Origin of the sequence: Telluria aromaticivorans (genome assembly GCF_013003915.1) — a bacterium.
In the GTDB taxonomy this organism is placed as follows: domain Bacteria; phylum Pseudomonadota; class Gammaproteobacteria; order Burkholderiales; family Burkholderiaceae_D; genus Telluria; species Telluria aromaticivorans.
Map to the genome: position 1 here is coordinate 195,176 of NZ_JABAIV010000006.1, position 23,436 is coordinate 218,611.

The 23,436-nt window shown below is 63.1% G+C and carries 24 protein-coding genes, 1 tRNA gene and 1 pseudogene; 15 read left to right on the forward strand and 11 right to left on the reverse strand.

Annotation, left to right across the window (positions count from 1 at the left end):
• The first annotated feature begins 160 nt into the window (after positions 1-160).
• Positions 161-1,078: a CAP domain-containing protein gene (locus HGB41_RS17220; RefSeq protein WP_229423087.1), complete on the forward strand. Its 918-nt coding sequence runs from the start codon at positions 161-163 to the stop codon at positions 1,076-1,078.
• Positions 1,079-1,245: 167 nt separating this feature from the next.
• Positions 1,246-2,154, forward strand: coding sequence for a UV DNA damage repair endonuclease UvsE (gene uvsE, locus HGB41_RS17225; RefSeq protein WP_171086667.1), 909 nt, complete (start codon positions 1,246-1,248; stop codon positions 2,152-2,154).
• A 179-nt stretch (positions 2,155-2,333) separates the two neighbouring features.
• Here the strand turns inward: uvsE and HGB41_RS17230 are convergent, their stop codons facing one another.
• Together HGB41_RS17230 and epsC are read right to left on the reverse strand one after the other, a co-directional pair.
• The gene (locus HGB41_RS17230; RefSeq protein WP_171086669.1) at positions 2,334-3,029 is read right to left on the reverse strand and encodes an alpha/beta fold hydrolase; all 696 of its coding nucleotides are present in this window, start codon (positions 3,027-3,029) and stop codon (positions 2,334-2,336) included.
• A gap of 59 nt (positions 3,030-3,088) precedes the next feature.
• A complete protein-coding gene (epsC, locus tag HGB41_RS17235) occupies positions 3,089-4,006 on the reverse strand; it encodes a serine O-acetyltransferase EpsC (protein WP_171086671.1) in 918 nt (305 codons plus the stop codon).
• A gap of 241 nt (positions 4,007-4,247) precedes the next feature.
• On the opposite strand from epsC, the gene HGB41_RS23875 reads away from it, so the two are divergent.
• The 4 genes from HGB41_RS23875 to HGB41_RS17255 all read left to right on the forward strand — a co-directional run bounded on the left by HGB41_RS23875 (position 4,248) and on the right by HGB41_RS17255 (position 7,448).
• Positions 4,248-6,053: a methyl-accepting chemotaxis protein gene (locus tag HGB41_RS23875; RefSeq protein WP_371868540.1), complete on the forward strand. Its 1,806-nt coding sequence runs from the start codon at positions 4,248-4,250 to the stop codon at positions 6,051-6,053.
• Positions 6,054-6,160: 107 nt separating this feature from the next.
• Positions 6,161-6,646 (forward strand): acyl-CoA thioesterase, encoded by a 486-nt coding sequence (locus HGB41_RS17245; RefSeq protein ID WP_171086675.1) that lies wholly within the window; start codon positions 6,161-6,163, stop codon positions 6,644-6,646.
• Between the two features lie 8 nt (positions 6,647-6,654).
• The gene (locus HGB41_RS17250; protein WP_229423088.1) at positions 6,655-7,293 is read left to right on the forward strand and encodes a lipocalin family protein; all 639 of its coding nucleotides are present in this window, start codon (positions 6,655-6,657) and stop codon (positions 7,291-7,293) included.
• Between the two features lie 79 nt (positions 7,294-7,372).
• A tRNA-Phe gene (locus tag HGB41_RS17255) sits at positions 7,373-7,448 on the forward strand.
• Between the two features lie 76 nt (positions 7,449-7,524).
• On the opposite strand, the pseudogene HGB41_RS17260 reads toward HGB41_RS17255, so the two are convergent.
• The 6 genes and pseudogenes from HGB41_RS17260 to HGB41_RS17285 all read right to left on the reverse strand — a co-directional run.
• Positions 7,525-8,112, reverse strand: a pseudogene (locus HGB41_RS17260) (glutathione binding-like protein); the annotation flags it as partial.
• Between the two features lie 87 nt (positions 8,113-8,199).
• Positions 8,200-9,060 carry a patatin-like phospholipase family protein gene (locus HGB41_RS17265; protein ID WP_171086677.1) on the reverse strand — a complete coding sequence of 287 codons (861 nt, stop codon included), beginning with the start codon at positions 9,058-9,060 and terminating at the stop codon, positions 8,200-8,202.
• A gap of 25 nt (positions 9,061-9,085) precedes the next feature.
• A complete protein-coding gene (locus HGB41_RS17270; RefSeq protein WP_171086679.1) occupies positions 9,086-9,862 on the reverse strand; it encodes a molybdopterin-binding protein in 777 nt (258 codons plus the stop codon).
• Positions 9,859-10,770, reverse strand: a complete 912-nt coding sequence (locus tag HGB41_RS17275; RefSeq protein ID WP_212760997.1) for a cytochrome b/b6 domain-containing protein — start codon at positions 10,768-10,770, stop codon at positions 9,859-9,861. Before HGB41_RS17275 ends, HGB41_RS17270 begins: the two co-directional genes overlap by 4 nt.
• A gap of 102 nt (positions 10,771-10,872) precedes the next feature.
• Complete coding sequence (locus HGB41_RS17280; protein WP_171086681.1) at positions 10,873-11,190, reverse strand: pentapeptide MXKDX repeat protein; 318 nt, start codon at positions 11,188-11,190, stop codon at positions 10,873-10,875.
• Between the two features lie 142 nt (positions 11,191-11,332).
• Positions 11,333-12,115, reverse strand: coding sequence for a DUF1223 domain-containing protein (locus tag HGB41_RS17285; protein WP_171086684.1), 783 nt, complete (start codon positions 12,113-12,115; stop codon positions 11,333-11,335).
• 212 nt (positions 12,116-12,327) lie between these two features.
• Here HGB41_RS17285 and HGB41_RS17290 point away from each other — a divergent pair, with 212 nt between their 5' ends.
• Together HGB41_RS17290 and HGB41_RS17295 are read left to right on the forward strand one after the other, a co-directional pair.
• Positions 12,328-12,891, forward strand: a complete 564-nt coding sequence (locus HGB41_RS17290; RefSeq protein WP_171086836.1) for a sigma-70 family RNA polymerase sigma factor — start codon at positions 12,328-12,330, stop codon at positions 12,889-12,891.
• Entirely contained in the window at positions 12,888-13,529 is a 642-nt protein-coding gene (locus tag HGB41_RS17295; RefSeq protein WP_171086685.1) for a DUF1109 domain-containing protein, read from the forward strand. The genes HGB41_RS17290 and HGB41_RS17295 overlap by 4 nt, the downstream gene beginning before the upstream one ends.
• A gap of 530 nt (positions 13,530-14,059) precedes the next feature.
• Here HGB41_RS17295 and HGB41_RS17300 read toward each other — a convergent pair.
• The 3 genes from HGB41_RS17300 to HGB41_RS17310 form a co-directional block, all read right to left on the reverse strand.
• Complete coding sequence (locus HGB41_RS17300; RefSeq protein ID WP_171086687.1) at positions 14,060-14,950, reverse strand: hypothetical protein; 891 nt, start codon at positions 14,948-14,950, stop codon at positions 14,060-14,062.
• Between the two features lie 58 nt (positions 14,951-15,008).
• Positions 15,009-15,596 carry a TerD family protein gene (locus tag HGB41_RS17305; RefSeq protein ID WP_171086689.1) on the reverse strand — a complete coding sequence of 196 codons (588 nt, stop codon included), beginning with the start codon at positions 15,594-15,596 and terminating at the stop codon, positions 15,009-15,011.
• A 69-nt stretch (positions 15,597-15,665) separates the two neighbouring features.
• A complete protein-coding gene (locus tag HGB41_RS17310; RefSeq protein WP_171086692.1) occupies positions 15,666-16,781 on the reverse strand; it encodes a toxic anion resistance protein in 1,116 nt (371 codons plus the stop codon).
• Between the two features lie 159 nt (positions 16,782-16,940).
• Here HGB41_RS17310 and HGB41_RS17315 point away from each other — a divergent pair, with 159 nt between their 5' ends.
• The 7 genes from HGB41_RS17315 to HGB41_RS17345 all read left to right on the forward strand — a co-directional run bounded on the left by HGB41_RS17315 (position 16,941) and on the right by HGB41_RS17345 (position 23,366).
• The gene (locus HGB41_RS17315; protein WP_171086694.1) at positions 16,941-17,801 is read left to right on the forward strand and encodes a DMT family transporter; all 861 of its coding nucleotides are present in this window, start codon (positions 16,941-16,943) and stop codon (positions 17,799-17,801) included.
• 88 nt (positions 17,802-17,889) lie between these two features.
• Positions 17,890-19,290: an FAD-binding oxidoreductase gene (locus tag HGB41_RS17320; protein WP_171086695.1), complete on the forward strand. Its 1,401-nt coding sequence runs from the start codon at positions 17,890-17,892 to the stop codon at positions 19,288-19,290.
• 358 nt (positions 19,291-19,648) lie between these two features.
• Complete coding sequence (locus HGB41_RS17325; protein WP_171086697.1) at positions 19,649-20,644, forward strand: OmpA family protein; 996 nt, start codon at positions 19,649-19,651, stop codon at positions 20,642-20,644.
• Positions 20,645-20,994: 350 nt separating this feature from the next.
• Positions 20,995-21,450 carry an Ohr family peroxiredoxin gene (locus HGB41_RS17330; RefSeq protein WP_171086699.1) on the forward strand — a complete coding sequence of 152 codons (456 nt, stop codon included), beginning with the start codon at positions 20,995-20,997 and terminating at the stop codon, positions 21,448-21,450.
• Positions 21,451-21,521: 71 nt separating this feature from the next.
• The gene (locus HGB41_RS17335) at positions 21,522-21,977 is read left to right on the forward strand and encodes an Ohr family peroxiredoxin (protein ID WP_171086702.1); all 456 of its coding nucleotides are present in this window, start codon (positions 21,522-21,524) and stop codon (positions 21,975-21,977) included.
• A gap of 123 nt (positions 21,978-22,100) precedes the next feature.
• Positions 22,101-22,559: a MarR family winged helix-turn-helix transcriptional regulator gene (locus tag HGB41_RS17340; RefSeq protein WP_171086704.1), complete on the forward strand. Its 459-nt coding sequence runs from the start codon at positions 22,101-22,103 to the stop codon at positions 22,557-22,559.
• Between the two features lie 129 nt (positions 22,560-22,688).
• A complete protein-coding gene (locus tag HGB41_RS17345) occupies positions 22,689-23,366 on the forward strand; it encodes a type 1 glutamine amidotransferase domain-containing protein (protein ID WP_171086706.1) in 678 nt (225 codons plus the stop codon).
• The last annotated feature ends 70 nt before the right edge of the window (positions 23,367-23,436 follow it).

Below are 23,436 nucleotides of genomic sequence, written 5' to 3' on the forward strand. Positions count from 1 at the left end.
CGCCTGTCCGGCCATGAAAACGCTGACCTTCCGGTCGGCGTTTTTGCATTGTTGCCCGAGTTTATCTCTTGTCAATTCAGCTTTGTCATGCCGGCGCGGCTGTGCCGGCGGTAACCGATACCACTGCATGACCGCGCCCTGCGCGACGAGGAAGACCATCTTGCACCCGCCTATCCCGACCCTGGCAGCCCTTTCCTTCGCCCTCCGGCCGGGCGCCCTGCCGCTCCTGCTGGCACTGGCGGTGTGCTGGCCCGGCCAGGCCGCCGCCGCGCCATCGCCGGCCGACGGTGCCGAAGGTTTGACCACCCTGATCAATGCCTACCGCGCGGCGCCCGGCGCCTGCAACGGCCGCGCCGTAGCATCGGTGGATGCGCTCACGGCGCACCCGGCGCTGGCACGCGTGCGCATCGGTCCCGCCACCTTCATCGAGACGGCCCTCGAACGCGCCGGCTACGCGGCCGACCATGCCGAGACCATCAGCGTGACGGGCCCGCAGAATGCGGTCGATGCGATGACCGTCCTGCAGGAAAAATACTGCAAGACCTTGCTCAACCCCCGCTTCTCCGCGGTCGGCAGCTACCGCGACGGCAATGCCTGGACGGTCCTGCTCGCCCGCCCGTCGCCACCGCTGCCCTCCGCCACCTATCCGGACTGGCGCGATGCCGGCCAGGAAATCCTGGCCAGGGTCAATGCGGCGCGGGCCAGCGGGCGCACCTGCGGGTCGCAAGCCTACCCGCCGGCGGCGCCGGTCAGATGGGACGCGGAACTGGGCCAGGCTGCCCTGGCGCACAGCCAGGACATGGCGGCGCGGCGCTATTTCAGCCACAAGGCCAAGGATGGCAGCACGGCCGCCGAGCGTGCCCGGCGCGCAGGCTACCACTGGCAGCGCGTGGGCGAGAACATTGCGTTCGGCCAGCGCTCGCCCGAGGAAGCCATGGCCGGCTGGCTGGAAAGCCCGGGCCATTGCGCCAACATCATGAACCCCGGTTTTACCGAGATGGGCGCCGCCTACGGCATGGCGAGCGAGCACCGTGCAGGCATCATCTACTGGACGCAAGTGTTCGGCCGCCCAGGCTGATGCCGGGACGAAGCCGGGACACCAGGAGGCCGCAGGCAGGCGGGCCTGCGGTGCCGCCCGAAACAGTCGCTTGGGATAGACTTGACCGGCAAAAGACGAGCGCGGCCCTCCGGTACGCGCGGGTCAATCCAGCCAACGCTTATCGATCGCCCAGCGCGACAGCCTCCATGCCACCTCATCTCGGCCTCGTTTGCATCACCGCCTCGAAAGACGTCCGTTACCGCACGGTGACGCGCAAGCGCCTGCTCGAACAATCCGATGAGGGGCAACGCCGGATTCTCGAAGATATCTACCGCGACAATATCCAGACCTTCGACAACGCCATGCGGTATTGCGAAGCCGAAGGGATCGGGCTGTACCGCATTCCCTCGTCGATCTTTCCCTTTGCCGACGAAGCCATCGGGCGCGAGGTGCTGGCGCCGTTTGCCGCCACGCTGGGACGCTCGGGCCGGCGCGCGACCGAACGCGGCATGCGGCTGGTGATGCATCCGGACCAGTTCGTCGTGCTCAGTTCGGATTCGGAAGGGGTGGTGGCGAACAGCATCAAGATCCTGCAGATGCACGCCGAAATCATGGACTTGCTCGAACAGCCGCGCTCGCCGTGGGCCTTGCTTGAGGTGCATGGCGGCAAGGGCAACCGGGCAGACGCCCTGGTGGAACGCATCGCCACCCTGCCCGATGGCATTCGCTGCCGCCTGGGACTGGAAAACGACGAATACGCCTACGGCGCCGAGGATATCTACGAGATCTGCATGCGCAGCGGGGTGCCGATGGTATTCGACGCCCACCACCACATCGTGCACGCGAAACTGTCCAGCTACGAAGACCCCAGCGTCGGCGCCATGCTGCTCAAGGCGCGCGAGACCTGGGCCAATCCGGCCCACCAGCTGGTCCACATCTCGAACGGCCGCGAGGGCTTCAACGACCGCCAGCATTCCGACCTCATCGCCGACATGCCCTCGTCTTACCTCAGCGCGCCGTATATCGAGATCGAGGCCAAGCTCAAGGAAGAAGCGATCCGCGGCCTGCGGGCCTGGTCCATGACAGCACCGGCAGGCGCCCTAAAGTCTATCTGAATAAGCATCGAGGCACTACTCCATCATGCGGCCGTCGTAGGGTGGTCGGGTCTCCCCGACCGCGCGTTCAACTTTGGCATGCACTACGGCGATGCACGATCTAATCGAACGCGCGGTCGGCAGAGCCGACCACCCTACGAACTTCCACTGTTCCAAACTTGGAGTCTGCCAGATCGACCTTAGACTGGTGCCACCCGTTCCAGCCATGGCAGCACGGCCGCAAGCAGCGCCTCGGGCGCCTCGAGCGGCAGCATGTGGCCGCTCTCCTCGATCACGACATACTCCGCACCAGGGATGCCGGCGTGGAGCTCTTCGGATTCCTCGCGGCTGCGCAGCCGGTCCTGCCCTGCCGCGATGACCAGGGTCGGGCAGCGGATCTCGTGCAGGCGGCCGCGGTCGCCGGCGCGCTCCAGTGCCGACTGCCGGCGGAACACCTCGCCGCCCAGGCGCACGCCCATGGCGCGCACGCGTTCGATCAGCACCTCGTTGCCGCGCTCCTGCGGGTGCAGCGCGGTGGCGATCGCGGTGCGGCTCAATCCCGAGAACGATACCGAGGCCGCCGCCTTGCCGACCGTGCCGCGGCTTTGCCGCAGCGCCGGCGAGTCGGGACGGGTCGAGGTAGCGATCAGCACCAGCGCCTGCACGCGGCCGGGCGCCATGCGCACGATCTCGCGCGCGACATAGCCGCCCATGGAAAAGCCGACCAGGATGAAATTGCAGGGCGCGTTGGCGAGCGCGCGGCTGGCCATCGCTTCGATGGTGGCATCGTGACGCAGGTCGGCGTGCACCAGCGGCCCGAACTTGTCGAGCCGGCCAGCGACGTCGTCCCAGAGCGTCTCATCGAGCATATAGCCGGGGACGAGGAGGAGTGACATCGCGCCATGATAGCAAAGCGCCCGCGGCGGACGGTGCGCCCCGCGGGTGCGTTATTGCGTCAGGTATTACGCGACTGGGCCTGCGAGACGTTGCTGCCCGGCGGCACGCTCTGGGTCAGCCAGACATTGCCGCCGATGGTCGAGCCGGCGCCCACGGTAATGCGCCCCAGGATGGTGGCGCCGGCATAGATGACGACGTCGTCCTCGACGATCGGGTGGCGCGGCGCTCCTTTGACCAGCGCGCCATTGGCATCCACCGGGAAGCGCTTGGCGCCCAGCGTCACCGCCTGGTACAGGCGCACGCGCTCGCCCAGGATCGCGGTCTCGCCGATGACGACGCCGGTGCCGTGGTCGATGAAGAAGCTGCCGCCGATGGTGGCTGCCGGGTGGATGTCGATGCCGGTCAGCGAATGGCCGATGTCGGCGACCAGGCGCGCCAGGAAGGGCACGCCGAGGCGGTGCAGGCAATGCGCCAGCCGGTGGTAGAGGATCGCGATGGTGCCGGGGTAGCACAGCATGATCTCGGCTACCGAACTGGCCGCGGGGTCGCCGGCCAGCGCGGCCTGCACGTCCGACACCAGCAGCGCGCGGAGTGCCGGCAGGCTGGCTGCGAACTCGTGCGTGATGGCGCGCGCGCGGTTTGCCAGCAGCGCCTCGTCGTCCTCCTCCAGCTGGGGAGAGAAGCGTAGCGCGCGGCGTACCTGCTCCACCAGCCGGTCGAGCGTAACGTTGAGCGTGTCGCCGACAAAATAATCGATGCTCTCGTCATTCAGGTCGGGCCGCCCGTAATGGGTCGGGAACAGCGCCGCCGAGACGCCGTTCACCACCTGCGTCAGGACGTCGCGCGAAGGCAGCTCGCGCACGCGTCCCTGGTGGCGGATGTTGTGGGTCGACTCGCGCGAGGTGCGCAGTGCGTCGATGATCGGGCCCAGGTGCCATTGCACGGAGCCGCTGGAGGGAGGGAAATCGCTGTTCATGTGCCGAGCCTACCCGATCCACCCAGGCAGGGGAACGATTCAAATCACACTTAGATATATGTAAATCGTCATGAAGCATTCGCCGGCGGTTTGATCCAACCGCTGGCCCCGGGTCTGCATTTTGCTCTACGTTAATAGTTTTGCGGAACATTCAGGCCTTGCAGCACCCATCCGGCCGACTGTTCATTCTCGGGCATCGCTTGCCGCACCCCGCATGCCCCGCCACGACCCAGGAGCCACCGTGTTCAAAGCAGCGTCCCATGTCCGTGCCCAACTGCGCATCGCCTTCGCGTTCGTGATCGTCATCTCCTTCCTGTCCACCGCCATCGCGATCTGGCGCCTGCAGGTGCTGTCGCAGGAAACCGAAGCGCTGACCCAGCGTCCGCTGGTCAAGGAGCGCCTGATTTCGCAATGGCTGCTCAACCTGTCCGTGTCGGCCAAGCGCACCTCTGCGGTGGCGCGCTCCACCGACCTGGAGCTGGCCAAGGTGTTTGCGCTCGAGAGCACTGAATCGAGCCAGCGCACCAGCGTCCTGCAAAACAAGGTGGGCGGACTGCTCGATACGGCGCAGGAAAAAGCGCTGTTCGATGCCGCCGTCGAGGCGCGCGGCCACTACCTCGCAAGCCGCGACCGCGTGATGCAGCTCAAGTCGGGCGGCAGCGCCGAGCAGGCGATGACGGTGTACGAACGCGAGTTCCTGCCGAGCACCCGGGAATACCTGGCCAAGGTGTCGGAACTGCAGGCGCTGCAGCACACCACCATCGATGCCGCTGCCCGCGACGTGCTCGAGAGCGCCGGCGACAGCACCGGCATGCTGGTGCTCCTGTGCGGGCTGACACTGGCGGGCAGCCTGGCCGCTTCCGCCCTGTTCGCGCGCTCCCTGTTCCGCCGCCTCGGCGGTGAACCGGCGGAGGCGGCGCGCATCGCCAACGAAATCGCCGCCGGCAACCTGGACGTGCGGGTCACTTTGCGCCAGGGCGACGAATCCAGCCTGCTGCATGCCCTGCAGCGCATGCGCGACAGCCTGGCGGACATCGTCGGCAAGGTAGGCGAAGGCACGGTCACCATCGCCTCGTCGGTGGATGCGATGGCGAGCGAAGCGCAGGACCTGTCGCGCCGCACCGAGAGCCAGGCCGCCACGCTGGAACAGACCGCGTCGTCGATGAACGAACTGGCGCATGCAGTCGAGCACAGCGCCTCCAATGCCGAAGAAGCGAATGGGCTGGCGCTGGCGGCGTCGAAAGTGGCCCAGCAGGGCGGCGACATGGTGGGCCAGCTGGTCGACACCATGGGCGCGATCAACGAATCCTCGGCGCGCATTGTCGACATCATCGGCGTGATCGACGGCATCGCCTTCCAGACCAATATCCTGGCGCTGAATGCGGCGGTGGAAGCGGCGCGCGCCGGCGAGCAGGGGCGCGGCTTTGCGGTGGTGGCGGGCGAAGTGCGCTCGCTGGCGCAGCGCTCGGCGGCGGCGGCCAAGGAAATCAAGGAGCTGATCGACGACTCGACCCGCCGCGTGTCGAGCGGCGCCGACCTGGCCGGCCGCGCCGGCACCACCATGACCGGCATCGTCGAGAGCATCGGGCGCGTGACCGCGATCATGGGCGAGATCGTCCACTCGAGCCATGACCAAGCCAGGGGCATCCAGCAGGTGCACGGGGCAGTAGCGGACATGGACAGCGTGACCCAGCAGAATGCGACGCTGGTGGAAGAATCGGCCGCCGCCACCGAGTCGATGAAGGACCAGGCGGCCCGCCTGGCGCAGCTGGTCTCCGTCTTCAAGCTGGCGGACAAGCCGGCACGCGCCGCAGCGCGCCTGAAGGGAGCGCCCCTCGCCAAGGCTGGCGCAGCGGCCCCGGGCAACGCAAGGACCGATGCAAAGATGGAGGCCAAGCCGGCCGCCAAGGCGGCTCCCAAGGCCGACCACGCCGCCAAGCGCGAGGTGCCGGCCGCTCCAGCCAAGCGGGCCAAACCCGCCGAGCGTCGTGCCGCAGCAGCTGCCTCGAGCAAGTCCAGCGCCGAGGAAGCCTGGGAAGAATTCTGAGCGCCACCAGGGCCGCGCCAACGCGGCCCTGTCCTCTCCACCTTGTCGGCATTGCCTGCCGCGCATTTCTGAAGCACCATAGGACTTTGCCCTGAAGCGAGTCCCGTATGAACCTGCCTTCCCACCAGCTGTCGATGACGGTCCTGATGACGCCGGACACGGCGAATTTTTCTGGTAACGTCCACGGCGGCACCATCCTCAAGCTGCTCGACCAGGTAGCCTATGCCTGCGCCAGCCGCTATGCCGGCCGCTACGTGGTGACGATGAGCGTCGACCAGGTGAGCTTTCGCCAGCCGATCCACGTCGGCGAGCTGGTGACTTTTCTGGCCTCGGTGAACTACGCCGGCCGTAGCTCGATGGAGATCGGCATCAAGGTGATCGCCGAGGACATCCGTTCGCAGGCGGTGCGCCATGTGAACAGCTGCTTCTTCACGATGGTCGCGGTCGGCGACGACCGCAAGCCGGTGGCGGTGCCGCAACTGGCGCCGTCGACGCCCGAAGAAGAGCGCCGCTTCGAGGAAGCCAAGGGCCGCAAGGCGGCGCGCCTGGAGCTTGAGCGCCAGCATGCCGAGCGCGCCGCCGCGCGGACCTGAGTTTTGAGATGCAAGCCAGCCGTGCGGCGCAGGACGCGCCGGCTGGCTACCATGGGCGCTCGACCATTCCCGGAGTGCGCATGAAAACCACCCTGCTGGCGCCGCTGGCCCTGCTGTTTGCCTTCAACGTCCACGCCGCAGGCCCGGCAGCGGGCGATGCGGCCAATGCCGCCCCACTCGCCACCATCCCGTCGCTCGACGTCAAGCGCTACCTCGGCACCTGGTACGAGATCGCCAAGTTCCCCAACCGCTTCCAGAAGAAATGCGTTGGCTTCACGACTGCCACCTACAGCGCCCGTGCCGACCGCCGGGTCGACGTGGTCAACCGCTGCCGCCTCGCGGACGGCAATGACAATGTCGCCACCGGCATCGCGCGCCAGCCGGAAGGCCCGAGCTCGCCGAAGCTGGAAGTGCGTTTCGCACCGGCCATCCTCTCCTTCTTGCCGATGGTCTGGGGCGACTACTGGGTGATCGACCTCGATCCCAATTACCAGCTGGTGGCGGTCAGCGAACCGAAGCGCGAATACCTGTGGATCCTGTCGCGCACGCCCAGGGTCGACCCGGCGGCCTATGACGCCCTGCTGGGCCGGCTGTCCGCCCAGGGGCTGGACATGAACCGCCTGGTGCCGACGAAACAGGCGCAATGAGGCCAGGATCGCGTACGAAGCCCGCCTTTTGGCGGAACACTACCGTCGGGCTCCCGCGTATGCTAGAATGCGAGCCCTTGGCCTGGTAGCTCAGTTGGTAGAGCAGAGGATTGAAAATCCTTGTGTCGGTGGTTCGATTCCGCCCCGGGCCACCAAGAACATCGTTCACGCAACGCCCACTCATCGAAGTGGGCGTTGTCGTTTCTAGGATTCGTAGTCCTCGGCTCCGGTCTATATCCGGGTGGAGCCACCTGCAGTCCGACCATCGCTAATGCGTTTGGACGCCTCATCGACTACCGGTTCGCTGTTGACCTGCGCTGCAATCGCATAGGCACGCACGGTCGCCGGGCGCTGCCGCACACGTTCGAACCAGGCGGCCAAGTGCGGAAAGTCCTGCAGGTCCTAGCGCTGGTGTTCGTGCGTACGATCCAGGGATAGCAGGCGATGTCCGCGACCGAGTACTCGCCCGCAATATATGTGCGCCCGTCCGCCAGGTGCTTGTTGAGCACCGCATAGAGGCGCGCCGTTTCCTTGACGTAGCGTTCTATGGCCTACGCGATAGTTTCCGGCACGTATTGGGTGAAGTGGTGGTTCTGTCCCGCCATTGGCCCAGCCCGTCCATCTGCCAGAACAGCCATTGCAGGGCAAGGGTGCGCCGCGCAGGTCTTGTGGCAAAAGTTGCCCTCTCTTTTAAGCCAGGTGCAGCAAGATGGCGCCCGACTCGAACACGTAAATCGGCGCGTCACCTTCCGCCGGCGCCTGGTCGACAATAGTGGGAATACGGTTATTTGGCGAAATGTGCAGAAACTCGGGCTGGAAAAAAAATCCTTCAAAAGCAGCGTCTGGGTAATGCTATGCATCCGCCGACTGACAGTTGCGAAAGCGTTCGCTTGTATATATTCGCTCTCAGTGATGATGTTCAAGCAGTTGCATCGGAATTGCGGGCTGCTGCATGCCATTCGCCATAAGCCAGGTTTTGGTACTGGCTTTCGCACGCGAGATTAAGGTGCCACACGCGCTGTAATCGTAGGGAGAAACGTCCAGTGGGCAAAGCGGCGGAACGACAATCAATTGTGCCGCCGATGCATAGCGTTGCAGGTCAGCTACGAGCTGGCGCGCGATGAGCAAGCTCAGAGCATGCAGCACCTGCGCGATCAGGGTTACCGGCGGCCGTTGAAGTGCACAAGCAAAACCGGTCGGCAGCACGACGATTCGCTTCGCGCCCAAATCAATCGCAACAGAAATGGGCGTGTTGTTCGCTACGCCGCCATCGACCAGATCGCGTCCGTTCACTGTTACCGGCGGAAATATTCCCGGAATCGCAGCACTCGCCATCACGGCTTCAACCACCGGCCCGCGCGAGAGCACGACCTCGCCTCCTGACAAATTGTCGGTTGCCACGATATGCAATGGCAGGACCGTGTTTTCAATCAAACCATAGTTCAGGTTCGCTTCCAGCAGTCTCCGAATGCCCGAAACACTCACTAACGATGGACGCCGGAAAACTAACATGGAGAGCATTGAGCGCATTGTCAATGGCATGATCTCGTTGCGTCGCACCTCACTCCACAGCTGCTCCAACCTCAAAACGCCAGAACCGCTCGGCGCTTGGGCAAAAAACGCAGCATTGATCGCTCCAGCTGAGGCTCCAATGACAATATCCGGATGCACGTCGTGCGCGACTAGCTCATGGAGCATGCCAACTTGCACCGCGGCCAAGCTTCCGCCGCCAGCAAATACGAAGGCCGTCATTGGATTTATGGTCATTTGGCGTTTCCCTCAGGTCTTCGGCTCAGATCCCCGCATACCACTGATATCCATTGCTGTCTTCCCAGTAGCCTCCTTTTCCACCATAGACATTTTCAAGGCTGCTCACCAGTTCAATCCGCATCAGGTATTTCGCATGTTTATACCCTAATTGCCTTTCCACTCGCAGCCTGAGCGGTGCTCCGTTCGGAATGGGCAAGGGATTGCCGTTGAGTTCGTAAGCCAGGATGGTTTGGGGATGATAAGCATCGTCCATATCGATGCTTTCGTAATACAGGCTAGTGCCATCGCTTTCCATGGGATCGGCGCAGTGAAATACGGCAAAGCGCGCCGCTGGCGTCGGCTGTACCGCGTGCAACACCTCGGCCAAAGGGGTCCCTTTCCATTTTCCGATCGCGCTCCACCCCTCCACGCAGTCATGGCGGGTGATTTGGGTACGGCTTGGCAGTGCCCGCAGCTGCGCCAGCGAAAAATTTTTTGTTTCGGCTACTAGCCCGTCTACTCTTAATGCCCAGTTGGCAAATTGATCGGTGGCTAGTGCCTGGTACAGCCGGCTTTCTGGGCTGGCGGTGCCATTGCTGCGGAAATACGGCGATAGATCGGCTTCAGTAAATTCTTGCGCCATCGATTTTCGCGGGATGAGGGCCTTATGAACGCCCCTGCTGAAATCCTCGGAGCTACTCAGGATTCTTGGGAACCAAGTTGTTTCGTTGAGCCGGTCGCATCCGGCGACGAACAGTGTCGCCATGGCCCCCAGCGAGCGACGCAGGAAGCGGCGCCGGTTCGAGTGGTCGGAGTTCATGAGGAAGGCTCTTTTTCAGGGTTGGATTGGATAGCGTAATACCCAGTGATCATTGAACGCAAATGATTCCAGAGACCGCTGACCATCACTTCGAAAACATGAATCAGTACGAAAGAAAGCAACAAGCAGGCGACGATGAAATGAATCGAGCGTGCTGACTGCCGCCCGCCAAACAGATCCACCCATCCGGTCATCAGGCTATTGAGCATCGGTGACATCGCCATGCCCGTCACGACGATCAGGGGCAGCAGGATGAAAATAACGATGAGATATGCCAGCTTTTGCAATACGTTGTAACGCCGCGCAGCCTCACCTTCCGGGTGCTTGAAGCGCAGATGCTCGATGATCGAGGCGCCGATGCCTCGCAGGTCCCGCCCGTCAGGCAACAAGTCGCGCCGAAGATGGCCGCTTAGCAGCGTGTATGCGATGTAGAAGAAGCCGTTCAGGACGAACAGCCAGGCAAAAAAGAAATGCCACAGGCGCGAATCCGCGAGTGAGTAGGCGCCTGGAATGGTCAGCCATGATGGGAATGCACGTTCGTTGTGCGTGCCGCTGGCTGAAGTCGACACACCCAATACGCCCGTCGTGTCAAATTCAACTCCACCGATACGCAGTCTCCCGCGCTTCTCACCAGATTGTGTTGGTTTCGCTTCGCCTCCCGGCGCCTGACCGTCAGTAGCGGCAAGCACGGTCTCCGACCTAATTTCGAGAAACGCCGGCTCGTTTGAATAAGAAGACGCGCCCCAGTAAAGCGTGGGATGGGCATTGAATATCCCCAGGCCGCTCATTAACAGGACGATCAGGCAGAGAAGATTAATCCAGTGACTGATTCGTACCGGCAATCGATGCCGATAATATCGCGTGCTGGCACGCGGCATATGCAGGGGCAAGGGATTTTCGGTAGGCATGTGCCTGCTCCGTTCACTGCTGATGCATCAAGCTGTTCATATGGACCCAAGCGGACTGCGCTCTAGTCTGGCGCGGGAAAGCGCAGTCTCGCTATACCGGGATTATTTTTTCGTCTCGTCCTTGCCCATTGCGCCATCCTTTTTCATGTGGCTAGCTGCCATATCGTCCTTTTTCATTTCATCCTTACGCATGTGATCCTTGGCCATGCCGTGTTTTTTCATGCCATCCTTCCCCTTTGCCATATGCGTCTTCGCCATGCCATCCTTCTTCATGCTGTCCTTGGCCATGTGGTCTTTGGCCATGCGGTCCTTGGCCATGCTGTCGCCAGCCATGGCGTCCTTCGTCATCGCGTCTTGCGCGAAAGCGGCGCCGGAGCCCAGCAAGCAGGCAGAAAAAACTGCGATTCTTATCTTGTTCATGGTGATTTCCCTTCTTTCGTGATTTGATTGGATTCAGCCTGCCTGGCAAAAGCACCAGATCAAAAGCAGAAAAATGAAAACGCAACTACCCTGGTTGCTGCCGCGGAGATCGTCCGCTTCCTTCACACGCTTTGCTGCATTGTCAGCTCCGACTCGGGTCGCACTGACCGATGCTTACCGCCTGCTGGACGATGCCGTCGTCCAGGTCTTGCACGAACGCCACCGCCTGTAGATTCTGCAGGTTCCAATTACCTGGAATACGCATCGCCTGGTGCAACTGTGCTCTACCCCTGCTCAACCTGACTGGCGGGAACCAGGCTCGTACGGTATCGTCGTGCATCAGGGTCGCGCCGCCGTTTTCCCCGCGCAGCACCTTCGAGACCAGCCTGCTCTCGCTGACGGCCAGGTAAAGTACCTGCCGGGCCTGTGGATCACGTCCTGTAGCGACGGCCTCAAGCTGGACGGTATCGCCGGCCGCCCGGGTCCACGTGAGCGCAACGCTTGCCTCTGCCGGTTTTTGATTGGTTTTGCGAATTGCGTCCGGGAACTGGCCGCGCCAGTTCCGTAACTCCCTGCCATTCATGAAAAACTGCGGCGTGTAGACCAGCCTGCTTTTCCCATGGCTGGCCAACAGCTTCTGGCGCAGATCGAACTCCTTTTGTGCGAAGCCATCCTTCCAGCCAATCCGATCCCAATACGTCACATGCAAGGCAAGCGGAATGATCACTGCGTTGCGGCCGGCTTTGCCCCGTAGCTGGCTCAATTCCCGGTCGGCCGGTGGGCAACTCGAGCAGCCTTCGCTTGTGTATAGTTCAACCAGAGCGGCCGTACCCGGGCCGCTCTCGGCCCGGCAGCTGTTTTGACCAAAGGACGGGGTCGCAAGACAGAATGCAAATCCTGAAATAGCCACTGCAATCGGTTTCATACGGTAATCTCGTCGTTGATTCGGCTGCTGTTGAAGATAATTCGCGCCCCCGGGCAATTTGGTTACAGGACCCGTGAAAAATATCGCGCGCAGCAGCGAGCATGCCGAGGGCACGCGTCTGGATGCGAAGCCGGCGCTGATTCGAACCGGCTGAAGGGAGATGACGAGCAATATTTTTTGATTTGCTGTAACCGTCCTGGCATCCGCAACGAATAAGAAAAGGAGAATGCGTGAGCGCAAGCGAAAACCGGTTCCGCGAACTGCTGCTTCGCGCTCTGTCAGGAGATGCACCGGCCTACCATCTGTTTTTGAGAGAGTTATGTCCGTATTTGCGGGCGTACTTCAGGCGTCGCCTGGGAGGGTTGCCGGATGAAATTGAAGACCTGGTGCAAGAGGTGCTGCTGGCGGTGCACAACCAGCGCCACACTTACGAGAAAAGCCAACCGCTGACTGCCTGGGTCCATGCCATCGCACGCCACAAACTGGTGGATTTGCTGCGCCGGCGCGGCAAGCGGGAGATGTTGAATATACCGCTCGACGATGAAACCGAATTTTTTGCACATTCCGAGATCGACGCCGGCGATGCGCGGCGCGATGTGATGAAACTACTCGACCGCTTGCCCGACAGGCAACGCCTTCCGATTCAGCATTTGAAGCTGGAAGGCATGTCGGTGGAAGAAACGGCGCGCCTGATGGGAATGTCGGTATCGGCTGTCAAAGTGGGCGTACACCGTGGCCTGAAAATGCTGGCTGAACTGATCAAGGACGAACGATGAAGACAGAAGAGTTCATTAATATGCTGGCCGCTGGCGCCGCGCCGGTGAGCTCAGCTGCGGCCGCAAGCCGCTTTGCCTGGGGGCTGGGCTGCGGCTTGATGGGAGCGATCCTTCTGATGGCCCTGGTGTTCGGTGTACGGAATGATATTGCGCAAGCGGCTATGCTGCCGATGTTCTGGGCGAAAGTGCTGGTGCCGGCCATGGGCGCCTTGACCGCATTGCCGCTAACGATACGACTCTCGTACCCGGGACGGTCTTCGGGGTCAGCACCGCTGGTGCTGGCGGCCCTGCTGCTATTTGCGTGGGGCAGCGCCGGCGCGGCCCTGCTCGATCAACCACCTGCAGAACGTGCGGAAATCATTTTTGGAGCCACCTGGAAAACATGCGCGTTCAATATTGCGCTGCTGGCATTGCCCTTGCTCGGCGCCGCATTTTGGGTCATCAAGGGTTTGGCGCCGACCCGGCCGGCGTGGGCCGGCGCCAGCGCCGGTTTGCTTGCGGGCGCCGGCGCCGCCTCCGTGTACGCATTGCACTGCCCGGAAATGGCAGCGCCGTTCCTCGGCATCTGGTACGTGCTTGGAATTGCCGTACCAGCAGTGTTCGGTGCCGTGCTGGGGCCCCGGTTGCTGCGTTGGTGATAGCACGCTGCGCGAAGATTGGAAAATCCTTGTGTCGGTGGTTCGATTCCGCCCCGGGCCACCAACAATAAATAACGCCAACCCGCTCGGGTTGGCGTTGTTGTTCCGGCATATGAATCAAGGGCGCGCGGCTAGATCGTGCCCTGCCTGCCACCGGTTTTGCCCGGAATGACAACGCTCTCCAAGTCGTCGTTCCCATGCTGGAACAAAGCGGGGGACGTCTGGAAGGGTGCCTTCTTGCGCTGGCACCCAGTCTGTTTGCATTGCTCGCCAAATTTCAATTCCATGTAGGCGGGACAATTCTTGTAGTCATGATCAACGCAGGGCATATTGCCTCCCAAAATGTTGATGGCTTACGAAACTGCTTCCATCTTCAGAGTACACCACAAGCCGAAGGTTTGCTTAAAAATAGTGCACGCCTTCCTTTACGTTCGAACCGGCAAGATGCCGGATCGTGCCCCCGGTACCCATCCCTCATTCATTGTGGAATGCCGGCGATGCGGCTCCGCCCCGGGTCCGGCAATACACCCTTAATTCCCGCCCTGCGCCTGTGCCATCTCGAGCGCGGGCAAGGTGACCGTCAGGAAGGAGGACACCTGGCCGACCAGGTCGGCGGCCTGCTGGCGCACCTGCCCCATCTGCAGCACCGACAGCTCTGCCTGGCGCACTGCCTGCTGGACCAGCGTGCGGCGCTGCACCAGTGCGTCCGACAAGGCCGCATCCAGCGCGCCACCGGCGAGCTTTGCCACCACGGCCAGCGCAGCCCCGTGCAAGGCCAGGTTCTGCGCCGATTCTTCCAGGTTGTGCGTGGCCACCTCGCTGTCCGCCATGAGCTGCAGCAGCTGCGTACGGCTTGACGCCAACGCTGCCTTGTACTCGGCGGGCGATGTCGTGCGGCGGAACAGCTTGCCGAACACGCCGGTTGGCGCCCTGGTGCTCTCCAGCGCGGCCTCGAGCAGCGCGGGCACTGCCATTTGCGAGAACTTCAGCACCAGCTCGGTAATGGGCTGGAGCAGCGCGGCCTGCTCCATCAAGGGCCCCTCGGCCCAGTCGGTGACCAGCTTCAGCCTGACCGGCAGGAGACGGCGGAACAGCGCGGCCAGGCGCTGCTCCGCGTGCTCGACCAGACCCGGATAGTCGGCCCAGGCGAGGCCCAGGGCATCGCGCACCGCCGGATGGTCTTCGCTCTCGAACAGCGCCTTGGCCATGGCCTTCGAGGTGGCGCCGGTGCGCGCCGCGGTTGCGGGAAGCTCGTCGAAGGACAGCGCCCTGGGCGGGCTGGCGGGGACAGGCGACGCCGGTACGCTGCCCTGCTCGGCGCCGAAGTCGAGCGCCTGCGGCACAGCAGGACGTTCGACGGGCTCCGGGGACGGCTCCGGCTCCGCGCCGAAATCGAATGCCTTGGGCGTATGGTGTGTCATCGGCTGGCGTCGTGGGCCATGAGCGCGGCGACTGGAAGGCAGCAGTACCCGGCCGTCCTCAGACGGTGCCGCCGAGCTTGCGGATGAAGGTCGCCAGGTTCAGCTTGAAGCCGGCGCCGACGGCATGGAAGCGCCATTCGCCATCCTTGCGGTACAGCGAACCGAACTGCAGCGCGGTCTTGTCCGAATAGTCTTCGTCCAGGTCGTATTCGGCGATCACTTCGCCGGTCTCGTCGTTGTACACCTTCACGTAGGCGTCGGTGACCCGGCCAAAGGTCTGCTTGCGTGCCTCGGCCTCATGGATGGTGACCACGATCGGCATTTCCATGACGGCCGCGTCGACCTTGCCGAGATCGACGGTGATCACTTCGTCGTCGCCATCCTTGTCGCCGGTGCGGTTGTCGCCGGAGTGTACGACGGCGCCATCCGGCGAGGTGGTGTGGTTGTAGTAGACGAAGTGGGCGTTGCTGAGCATGACCGGATGGTCGCTCGCATCTTTCTTGCACAGGAAGACAGACGAGTCGAGGTCGAAGGCCTGGCCTTCGGCCGCGTTGACCTTCCATCCGAGGCCGATACGAACACGCTGCAAGCCCGGGGCGGTTTTTTCGAGATTGATGCGATGGCCAGTTTCGAGCGTCGTCGACATGATGTTCCTTATGATGAGAATGGTAGTTTCGCTGGGATGCGCGCCCGCAGCAACGGGCGCGGTCGCTGCTCAGGCCCCGGCTGGCGAAAAGCGTTCGATCAGCTCGCGCTCGAGTTGCTGCAGTTTCGGCAGCTCGTCCCTGCGGCGCTGCTGGCCCTCGTTCGAGATCTGCTCGAGCTTGTCGAAGGCAGTCATGAGCTGCGCCTGCACGTGCTGGGCGGTTTCCAGGCTGACCAGGGAACGCTGCTTGGCGCGGGCCACGGTCTCGGTATTTTCCAGCAGCATGTCGGCCTGGGCGCGGAACGCCGCGTCGGTAGCGTCGTAGGCAGCATTGGCGACCGCCGCGCTCTGCTTGGCCTCGAGCTGCAGCAGGTAGAGCGAGAACACGTTGCGCCAGGCCGGAATCGACACGTTGACGATGTCGGTGAAGGTGTCCGTCAGCGCACGGGCGTTGTCTTGCGACAGGCGGATCTGCGGCACCATTTGCGTGGCCATCAGCATGGCGCGGCGCAAATCGTCGATGCGTTTTTCCAGGCGCTCGAGACGGCGCTTGAGCTCGGTGGCCTGCTGCGCCTCGAAGGCATTGGCCGGCGCGGCCTGCTGCGCGACCGCCTGCCTGAGTTGCCCGGCCCAGGCTTCGCCCTTCTTCACGTCGGTGTCGAGCCCCTGGTAGTACATTTCCAGGCCCTTGTACATCTCGTCGAAATCCTGGATACGGCCCCGGTGCACGTTGGCATGGCGCGTCATTTCCGACACCAGGGTGTCCATGCGCGATTCGACCACCTGGTATTGCGACAGCATCTTCTCCTTGACCGAGCCGAACATGTTCGTGACGCGCGACAGCAAACCGCCCGAACGCAGCTTGGACGGGTCCAGGCCCTTGGAGGTCGCGATCAGTTCGTTCAGCTGGGTGCCGAACACATCCGCATCCGACGCACGCACGGTGCCGAGCAGCTTGGCCGACACCTTCGCCACACCCGCGCCGGTGTTGCCGCCCAGGGCCTCGATTGCCTTGTCGTCGATACCTGAGATATCGACACGGACCAGCGGTGCCGGGCTCGCCTCTGGACGCAAGGCAGGCAGCGCGTCAGACATGCCGGCAGGATTCAGCAAGGGCGCCAGGACGGGCGCGGGCGCCGCGGGTGCTGCGTTCGCTTCTTCGTCGGAGGAGAACAGCGGTTTCATAACATTCCTTCAGGTTGGGAAGTGACAACGTGAATAGCTTACCACCGGACAATCCGCCTGCGCGAGTATCGCTCTTGCGCGCCATGGGCTGTTCGTTCAGTATAACCAATCCACATACGGCCATTCATGTGAACCGGGAGTGCTGTCAGGAGCTTGCCCATGCCATCTGCGCGCATCGTCGCCTTGACGCTGCTGGCACTGCTTGCCTTTGCAGGAAACTCGCTGCTGTGCAGGGCTGCGCTATCCCGCACGCATATCGATCCCGCCAGTTTCACGACCGTGCGCCTGCTGGCGGGCGCGCTCATGCTATGGATGCTGGTAAGGCTGCGTGGCGGCCCCAATCCCGGCAAGGGGAATTGCTTGTCCGCGCTGGCCCTGTTCGGGTACGCAGCCGGCTTTTCCTTTTCCTATCTTCACCTGTCCGCAGGAGCCGGGGCGCTGATCCTGTTCGGCGCCGTACAGGCAACGATGATCGCTTATGGGCTCTGGTCGGGCGAGCGCCTGCGCCCAAGGCAGCTTGCGGGCTTGCTGCTTGCCGGCGCCGGCCTGGCCGGACTGCTGTTGCCGGGCTTGTCCGCGCCCCCATTGGCGAGCGCTTTACTCATGCTGGGCGCCGGTATGGCCTGGGGCATCTATTCGGTGCGCGGCAAGGGCGCGGGTGACGCCCTCAAGGTCACTGCAGGGAACTTCTTGCGTGCGGTACCGATGGCGCTGGCGCTGAGCCTCGTGCTGCTGCACAGCGCCTCGTTCGACCCGGCGGGAACCTGGTATGCCGTCCTGTCCGGCGCACTCACCTCGGGTGTCGGCTATGCCGTCTGGTACACGGCACTTCCTTTCCTGAAGTCGACGACTGCCGCGGCAGTGCAACTGGGTGTTCCCGTGATTGCGGCGGTGGGCGGCGTTGCCTTCCTGGATGAGCCGCTCACGCTGCGACTGCTTGCCGCATCGATCGCGATCATCGGCGGCATTGCGCTGGTAGTCCTTGCCGGTAAGCCCCTTCCTGCCGACACGCGGGCATGAGCATTTGCAACGCCTCTGCTTGCGTCAGCCCGCACCGTCTTCCTATGATGAAGGGAAGCTTTCCCACCAACCGTCCTGGAGGTATGTGATGAATACGCTGGCGAATGGGCAGTTCAATCAACTTAAGGGTGTCATCCGGGGAACAATCCTGCAAACGAACGATGCGGGCTATGACGAGGCCCGCACGGTCTGGAATGCGATGATCGACCGGCGCCCGGCCATCATCGTGCGCTGCGCCGGCACCGCGGACGTGCGCGCCTGCGTGGCATACGCGCGCGACCACGGGTTGCCGCTCGCCGTGCGCGGCGGCGGCCACAACATCGCCGGCAGCGCCCTGTGCGACGACGGACTGGTGATCGACTTATCAGGCATGAAGTCGGTCCAGGTCGATCCCCAGCAACGCCGCGCCTGGGTAGAAGGCGGGGCCACCTTGCGCGACTTCGACCACGAAGCCCAGGCCTACGGACTGGCGACTCCCCTGGGCATTAATTCGACCACGGGCGTGGCAGGGCTGGCGCTGGGCGGGGGCTTCGGCTGGCTCAGCCGCACGCTGGGCCTGGCGGCCGACAACCTGCTGTCGGCCGAGATGGTCACGGCCGACGCGCAGCGCCTGCATGTGAGCGCGGCGGATCACCCCGACCTGTTCTGGGCCATCCGTGGAGGCGGCGGCAACTTTGGCGTGGTCACCCGCTTCGAATTCCAGCTGCACCCGGTGGGTCCGGAGATTACGGCCGGGCTGATCGTGTTCCCGTTCGACCAGGCCAGGGCGGTCTTGGCGCAATACCGTGATGCCGTCGATGCCATGCCGGCCGAGCTGACGGTCTGGGCCGTCCTGCGCAAGGCGCCTCCCCTGCCCTTCCTGGCGCCGCAGGTGCATGGCCAGGAAGTGCTGGTGCTGCCGGTGTTCTCGCCGGTGCCGGGCGAGGCCGTCAATGCGGCAATCGAGCGCATCAGCAAATGGGGCGAACCGCTGGGCATGCATGCCGGTCCCATGCCGTATGCGGCCTGGCAGCAGATCTTCGACCCCTTGCTCACGCCAGGTGCGCGGAACTACTGGAAATCGCATAACTTCGCCCGGCTGGGCGACCAGGCCATCGAGGTTGTCCTGCGCTATGCCGCCAACCTGCCCACCCCGCAGTGCGAGATTTTCCTGGGATTGCTGGGCGCGCAAGCCAGCGTGCCGGCGACGCAGGCGACGGCCTATCCACATCGCGACGCCTTGTATGTGATGAATGTGCATACGCGCTGGGACGATGCGGCCGACGACGCACGCTGCATCGCCTGGGCACGCGATTTCTTCAAGGACGCTGCGCCGCATGCAAGCGGGGGCGTGTACGTCAATTTCATGCCCCAGGACGAGGGCGAGCGCACGCTTGATGCGTACGGCACGAACTACCAGCGCCTGGCGCAGATCAAGATGCAATACGATCCCGACAACCTGTTCCGCACCAACCAGAACATCCGTCCTGCCACGGGCACGACCGCCTGACGGGGCAGCGGAGGAAAGCGCTCGCGCAGCTCGATTGAGCGTCGAGCGCGGGCGCAATCGATCACGGCAAACCACGACACGACATCCTGTGCTGCCGGCAGCAGCCTTCCCTCGCAATCCCCAATCAATGTTTCGTGATTATCTCGAAACGCCATCAATTGCAAAGGTGTGCAGCCGATCGCGCGATCGGTGTACGCTTCTCTTCAAACAATGAGAACTTTGCTCTCGCGCACCTGCGACGTGCATCCTCCAGCATGGGAATAGACGTTCATCGCCTGAACTGATCGATGGTCATCGGTGCGTGGTTCATGGCGAAAAGTGACTCCGAATATTTTTCAACTGTCTGGAAGGAACCGCCATGTTTGACGACGTCATCACTACCCTGGAGCAGAGATTTGGACTGGGAACGCATGCCCGGTCGTTCGTACAAATGCTGCTTGCAAAAATAAGCGATCCCAAGCACGGCGGGTTGGCGGGTTTCATCCAGCGCCTGCGCGATGGCGGCCTGGGGTCAACGGTGGACGCATGGAGCACTTCGCCGGACGCCGTCGCGCCAGTCTCCGCTCCCGAACTCGAACGCGCAGTGGGCGACACCAACCTGGTGTCGGACATGGCAACGCGATTCGGCATCGACCGGACCAAGGTGAGTGCGGCGCTCGGCTACGCGGTCCCGGCCATCGTGTCGCGTGTGGACAGGGGCGGCGTGATGCCGGCCACCCTGCCGGCCGAGGCCGAGTCCTTCATCGGCAACCGTGGCGCATGGGCGGCAGCCGCTCCAGCCGCTCCGATGGCGGCTTCCCAGGCAGGGGCCGTGCAAGCGCCCGCAAAGAACTGGCTGCCCTGGGCTGCGGTGGCGCTGATTGCACTGCTCACGCTCGGCTACTGCAGCACGCAAAAACGCAGCGAACCGGTTGACACCACGGCGGCGCCGGCTGTCGTCGCACCTCCCGCGGCCACACCAGAAGCGCCGGCGCTGGTCCCGGATGTCGTGGTGGCCGAGCCGGAAGGCGCTGCCGTCATCGCCGCTGCGGCCGACGGCATGCCGGTACTTAAGGTGTATTTCGATACGGCCAAAGCGGAGGTGTCGAATGAGTTCCAGGACAAGTCTGCGGCGATTATCGAGTACATGAACGCCAACCCCGACAAGAAGGCAGTGATTTCGGGTTTCAACGATCCGACCGGCGACGTGGCAGCGAACGCCAAGCTCGCAAAATCCCGCGCCGAAGCCGTGCAGCAGAAACTGGTCGCCGCCGGCATCGCGAAGGAACGTACCCTGCTCGAAAAACCGGCTGAAACGACCGGCACCGCGCCGACCAATGCGGCATCGCGCCGGGTCGATGTCATGATGCGCTAGGGTTCATCCGGCCAAGTCAGGCCGCACTGCTGCATCAGGTAACACATGTAGGGTGGTCGGCTCCGCCGACCGCGCGTTCAAGCAGCTCGTGCGTCGCCACGATGCACGCCAGGCTTGAACGGCGGTCGGCGATCCCTGCCACCCTACGAACATTCACCCCGCCATACCCGGCATCAGTCAGTTAGACCTTCATCCACTAGCGCCATTCCCACATCGCGCGGCCACAGGCCCAGTAAATCGCATACGATTTAATCGAAAGCGCTTGACAGCGCGTTTTGCGTGGCTATACTACGTCCATCGATTGCGATTCAGTCGCATGCGATCAATCTCACCACACCAAGGAGCACTCCATGAGCAACATCCAGAAAGTCCTGTTGACCGGCAAATCCCGCACCACTTCCGCCGATGGCGGCGTCCTCGCCGGCAAGCACGATGGCAACCTGAACATCGACCTGTCCGCACCCCGTATTCCCGCTGCGCCCGCGTATGCATTCGAAGCCATCCAGCCGCACCCGACCGCCGAGCAGCTGTTTGCCGGCGCCTGGTCGGCCTGCTACATCGCCGCCCTGGGCGTCGTCGCCAAGGAAAAGAAGGTGACGCTGCCAGCAGATACTGCTGTGGACATCGAAGTGGACCTGGGCCTGGGCGGCAGCGCCTACTTCATCCAAGCCCGGCTCAGCCTGGTCGTGCCCGGCCTCGACCACGCACTGGCCACCGAGATCGCCCACGCGGCCGACGCCATCTGCCCGTACTCGAAAGCCACACGCGGCAACATCGATGTGGTGCTGACCGTCGTCACCGCATGATCAGGCATCGGCCCATATATATCGCATACGATCATATCGCTTACAATTCAATTTAATTCAAGGAATCCATCATGAACAAAATCCAAAAAGTCCTGCTGACCGGCAAAACCCACACCACGTCCCCTGATGCCCGCGTACTCGGCGGCAAACATGATGGCAATGTGACGATCCAGCTCAGCGCACCCGGCAACCCTGCCGCACGCACGCATGCGTTCGACGCTGTTGCGCCGCACCCGACCGCGGAACAACTGTTTGCGGGCGCCTGGTCGGCCTGCTACATCGCCGCCGTCGGCATCGTCGCCAAGGAAAAACAGGTCACCCTGCCTGCCGATACGGCAGTGGAAGTCGAGGTGGACCTGGGCCTGGGTGGAGCCGACTACTTCATCCAGGGCCGCATCAACCTGGTGGTGCCCGGCCTCGACCACGCCACGGCCACGGAAATCGCCCATGCGGCCGACGCCATCTGCCCGTACTCGAAAGCCACGCGCGGCAATATCGACGTGGTCGTGGGCGTCACGACCGCCTGATACCCGCGTCAGGGTGCGCGTTCGCGCGCACCTTCGCCGTCAGGCAGGCGCGCAATCCCACTGATCCGATTCAATCGGGTCCGCGTGGTAAAGTGGGCATCATTCTGAACCGGGCGAACCACCATGAGCAAAGCAAAGAAAAACTCCAAGGCCGACGACCTGAAGCTGATGGATTTCCTGTGCTTCGCCATCTATTCAGCCAACCTCAGCTTTGGCAAGGCCTATAAACCCATCCTCGATGTGCTGGGATTGACCTACACCCAGTACATCACCGTGATCGCACTCTATGAAGAAGGCAACCAGACGGTGGGCGGGCTGGGCGAGAAGCTGTTCCTGGAATCGAACACGCTCACGCCCATCCTGAAAAAACTGGAAGCCATGGGATATGTCACCCGCCAGCGTGACAGCGCCGACGAGCGCCAGGTGCTGGTCGGCCTGACCGCCGAGGGCCGGGCCCTGCGCGAAAAAGCCAATAGCGCCGCCTTGTCCGAGGCCTGCGGACTGAGCTCGGATGAGTTCGGGGGAACGCGCGATGCCGTGCTCAAGTTGCGCGACAACCTGGCCAGGTCACTCAAGAAATAGATCCCGGTCGGCGCCACGCCTGCCCCCAGGCATCGGCGCCCCTTGCGAACGACGACGCCCGCAAAAGCATGCCAAGCTAGCGCGGTATGCCCATCCACGCCTTCATCATCCACGCATAAGGAGCGCAACATGAATATCCTGATGGTCCTGACCTCGCACGGGCAGCTCGGCGACACCGGCAAGAAAACCGGCTTCTGGCTGGAAGAATTCGCTGCCCCCTACTACGCGCTGCAGGAAGCCGGCGCCACCCTCACGGTCGTGTCGCCATTGGGCGGCCAACCGCCCCTCGATCCGAAAAGCGACGAACCGGATGCGCAGACCGAGGCGACCAAACGCTTCAAGGCGGATAAGCAAGCCCAGGCCGTGCTGGCCAATACCGGCAAGCTGGCCGAGGTCTCGGCCAGCGATTTCGATGCCGTATTCTATCCAGGAGGCCATGGCCCGCTGTGGGACCTGGCGGAAGACCGTTCGTCGATTACGCTGATCGAACAGATGATCGCCGCGGGAAAACCGGTGGCGGCCGTATGCCACGCGCCAGGCGTGCTGCGTCACGCCAAGGGCCCCGATGCCAAGCCGCTGGTGGAGGGCAAGAAGGTCACCGGTTTCACCAATACCGAAGAAGAAGCGGTCGGCCTGACCCGCATCGTCCCCTTCCTGGTGGAAGACATGCTCAGGCAAAATGGCGGCATCTACAGCAAGCTGGGAGACTGGCAGGAGTATGCCGTTACCGACGGCTTGCTGGTGACCGGGCAGAACCCGGCCTCGTCGGAAGCCGCCGCCAAGGCACTGCTCAAGCTGCTGGGCTGAAGGAAGCCGCGCGGAATTTGTGCTGGCGCCCTGTTCAATTGTAGGGAGGGTTGGTAGTTCGCGCAGGAAA